Origin of the sequence: Candidatus Accumulibacter contiguus, assembly GCF_012940005.1 — a bacterium.
Lineage (GTDB): Bacteria > Pseudomonadota > Gammaproteobacteria > Burkholderiales > Rhodocyclaceae > Accumulibacter > Accumulibacter contiguus.
Genome location: NZ_SPMX01000144.1, coordinates 1 through 3631, shown reverse-complemented (window position 1 = coordinate 3631; position 3631 = coordinate 1). Strand labels below are relative to the sequence as shown.

Sequence of the window (3631 nt, the reverse complement as noted above, 5' to 3'; positions counted from 1 at the left end):
ATCTCCTGGCACGCCGCGATGGCAAGGAGGTGAAGTTCANGCTCTCCAACGCGGCGCCCGACACGCCACTTCGCGAGCTGGCACGCATGCAGGCACAGCGCCACTTCATCGAGCGCGCCTTCGAGAATGCGAAAGGTTGCTGTGGGATGGCCGACTACCAGGTACGCAAGTGGCGGGCTTGGTACAACCACATGGCGCTCGTCTGCGTTGCACTACTCTTTCTCGTCAAGGAGCGGCGGCAACACTCACCCTACGCCGAGTTACTGTCCTGTGCCGATGTCGTCGACATGCTCGTGGCGCAGCTCCCGGTGAAGATTCACGGTCGCGAAGACCTCGTGCGAATCATCGCCGAGCGTCATGCACGGCGACAAAGCGCCCGCGACAGCGCCTACCGAAGGCAGCCGCCAGCACCCAAAAATGCCATTAGAATCTGTTAATGTAGAAGTAATCTTGCGGAGGTATGGCATGGGTTGGGCAGCGGAGGAGTTCAAGGATCTGGATTTGGGGGATGCGCGGCGGACGCGGCGCTTGATCAAGCTGGTGGATGATCTGTCGGCACAACCGACCGGAAGCATCCCGGTGGCTTGCGGGGGTTGGGCGGAAACCAAAGCGGCCTACCGGCTGCTGGACAATCCCGCGACGGACTGGCGTGAAATCCTGGAGGTTCATACCCAGCAAACGATAAAGCGGATGCAGGGCCAGCCGGTTGTCTTGTGTGTTCAGGATACCACCGAAGCGGATTTTACCTCGCAGCCGGGGATTGCCGGGCTGGGACGGTTGAGCTACGACGCCCAGCATGGGATGTTTGCGCATCCGACCCTGGCGATGACGCCGAGCGGGTTGGTGTTGGGCGCGACCGACTGCTGGATGTGGGCGCGAAAGCCAAAAGGTCAGCCCGACATCAAGGAAAGTATCCGCTGGGTGGAAGGCTATACCATCGTGGCCGATCTGGCCGAGACCGTGCCTGGTAGCCGGCTGGTATACATAACGGATAGGGAAGGCGACATTCGAGCGGTGATGAACACGGCCGCCGAGCGGGACTATCCGGCGGACTACCTGATCCGGTCCAAGCATAACCGCAAGACGAGCATGGGCGACAAGCTGTGGGACCGTGTGGGCGGTGGCGAAGCGGAAGGAGAACTGGAATTCACCATGCCCGCAGCGCCAGACCGCCCGGCCCGACTGGTGCGGCAAACGCTTTACCGGGAGCGGGTCACCTTGCCCGTACGCAAGGGTGCGCCGGTCGTGACCGTGACCGCGATCCTGGCGCGAGAAGAAAACCCGCCGGTTGGGGAGGAGCCCATTGAATGGAAATTGCTGACCAATCGGACGGCGGAAACGCTCGAAGACATCGTACAACTCATTGATTGGTATCGCCGCCGCTGGCTGATAGAAATTCTTTTCCGCATTTGGAAATCAGGCTGCAAGATAGAATCCCTGCAGTTGGGCAGCATGGAGCGACTGGAACGCGCCTTGGTCATTTACCTGATTATCGCCTGGCGCATCCTGTCCTTGGTTACCTGGGGCCGGGACTGCCCCGATTTGCCCTGTGACGTGGTGTTTGATATCGAGGAATGGCAAGCCGCCTGGATCGTCGCCCATCGCTCACCACCGCCGGATGCTCCCCCGCCCCTGGGTCAGATGGTGCGGCTGATTGCCGGCTTTGGCGGCTTTCTCGGGCGAAAACACGACGGGCATCCCGGCCCCAAGGCGATCTGGGAAGGGATGCAGAAGGTCAGGGCATTTGCCATTGCCCTGGAGGCTGGCCGTGCCGCCTATTTCAATGACGGATGAGTTGTGGGTAATCGGGTGGCTGAAGAAGCTACCGGCGGAGCCATAAAGGCATTAATTCTACATTAACAGATTCTAATGGCATTTTTGGGTGCTGGCGGCTGCCTTCGGTAGGCGCTGTCGCGGGCGCTTTGTCGCCGTGCATGACGCTCGGCGATGATTCGCACGAGGTCTTCGCGACCGTGAATCTTCACCGGGAGCTGCGCCACGAGCATGTCGACGACATCGGCACAGGACAGTAACTCGGCGTAGGGTGAGTGTTGCCGCCGCTCCTTGACGAGAAAGAGTAGTGCAACGCAGACGAGCGCCATGTGGTTGTACCAAGCCCGCCACTTGCGTACCTGGTAGTCGGCCATCCCACAGCAACCTTTCGCATTCTCGAAGGCGCGCTCGATGAAGTGGCGCTGTGCCTGCATGCGTGCCAGCTCGCGAAGTGGCGTGTCGGGCGCCGCGTTGGAGAGCATGAACTTCACCTCCTTGCCATCGCGGCGTGCCAGGAGATGCCATTGGCGGGCCTGTGCGCTGTTCGGATGACTGATCCACACGCGGGTATGGGCAAACATCGCGCGCACTTCACCCTTCTCCCCGTCGCGCAGGATCACCGGGTGCCACTCCTTTCGTTTCAGGCGCGCGGCCCATTCGCGGGCTTCCCAGGCCGGTACCCACGCCTTTCCCGGATCGGTAAAGTAAAACTGCTGGTCGCTGTGCACCTCGGTGGCGAATACCTCACCTGCATCGTCCCAATCAAACAGCAGCCAAGTCGCGTGGCCATAGAGGCCGTCGGCACCGATGAAGCCAAAGCGCACCCCGGCGGCTCGTGCCCGCTTGACCATCTCGGCAGCCATCTGCGGCTTAGTCCGAAAGACCCGTGCCGATTCCGGAATCCCCGCTTCCTGGCAACGCTTGGCGTCTTCAACCCAACGCTCTGGAAGGAACAATTCGAAGTCGATGATCGCCGCCTGCGACCCTCGTGCCAAGGCGGCATACACTCCAACCTGCGAGTTCTCGACCTTACCCAGGCGACCGTTGTACTGCCTGGCGACGCCCGCTGAATGGTCGCCCTTCTTTTGGACCCCAGACTCATCGAGCAACAGTCCCGTCTCTGGCCCACCGATCCACTCGTCCGCTTGTCGCGCCGTCTCCCGACGCACATTCTCAAAGTCCCATGCAGCATCGCTCAACAGGTGGTGGAGGCTGTAATACTCGGTCTCCGCCACCGTCTCGCTCATCTGTTCCAGGTTCGCACGAGGGCTTTGAAAAAGGCCCCGCAAGTACTGTTCAGCTTGCTCGGCCGTGCTTCGCGTTTTACTGCGGAAACACTCCCGGAACGACTGAAAATGGCTGGTCAGATTCTCGCAGCAGCTGGCCACCGCACGCCCGATCCCAAATAAATAAATTTGGCGATTTCATCGTCATACTCCTTATGTGGTAGAGCATTAGATATGTAGCTCAATAGCCTGTATTTCAACCATTTTAGAAATGTGGCAAAGTAGAATTACAGACCAGGGAAAACGAAGCCTGCGTGCAGTGGGGGAATTAATTCATCGCCCGAAAAGCAGTGTTCATCGCCACCTGCAAGCGCAAGCCCGTAGGAACCGACATCCTGAATCGGGGTTTTGGGAAACCGAAGAGGGGGAGGCATGGCTGAGATTGCTGGTATTTGCTGTGCTGTACACGTTCGGGCTGCAACATCATGTGGGGGCGGGTGCCTTGTCGGATTTCTTCCAATTGATCCGCCTTCATACCCATGTGGGGGTGTCTCCCAGCGCCTTGCAGACCCAACTCAGCCGGATGGAAGCGCTGTTGCCCCTGTTTCAGCAACAGTGTGAAGCCTCGGTAC

Annotated in this window: 2 protein-coding genes and 2 pseudogenes; 3 read left to right on the top strand and 1 reads right to left on the bottom strand. The window is 59.7% G+C overall.

The annotated features are described in order from the left end of the window. Window positions 1–437: pseudogene (locus tag E4Q08_RS26450) on the top strand (IS701 family transposase); the annotation flags it as partial. Window positions 438–465: 28 nt separating this feature from the next. Then, window positions 466–1794: an IS4 family transposase gene (locus tag E4Q08_RS23695; protein WP_169072214.1), complete on the top strand. Its 1329-nt coding sequence runs from the start codon at window positions 466–468 to the stop codon at window positions 1792–1794. Window positions 1795–1856: 62 nt separating this feature from the next. Here the strand turns inward: E4Q08_RS23695 and E4Q08_RS23690 are convergent, their stop codons facing one another. Continuing rightward, window positions 1857–3161 (bottom strand): IS701 family transposase, encoded by a 1305-nt coding sequence (locus E4Q08_RS23690; protein WP_246149239.1) that lies wholly within the window; start codon window positions 3159–3161, stop codon window positions 1857–1859. A gap of 280 nt (window positions 3162–3441) precedes the next feature. On the opposite strand from E4Q08_RS23690, the pseudogene E4Q08_RS24220 reads away from it, so the two are divergent. Then, window positions 3442–3631: pseudogene (locus E4Q08_RS24220) on the top strand (hypothetical protein); the annotation flags it as partial.

Excerpts from the sequence above, each read along its gene's own strand:
- E4Q08_RS23695 (WP_169072214.1), top strand. The coding sequence starts at position 466 with ATGGGTTGGGCAGCGGAGGAGTTCAAGGATCTGGATTTGGGGGATGCG.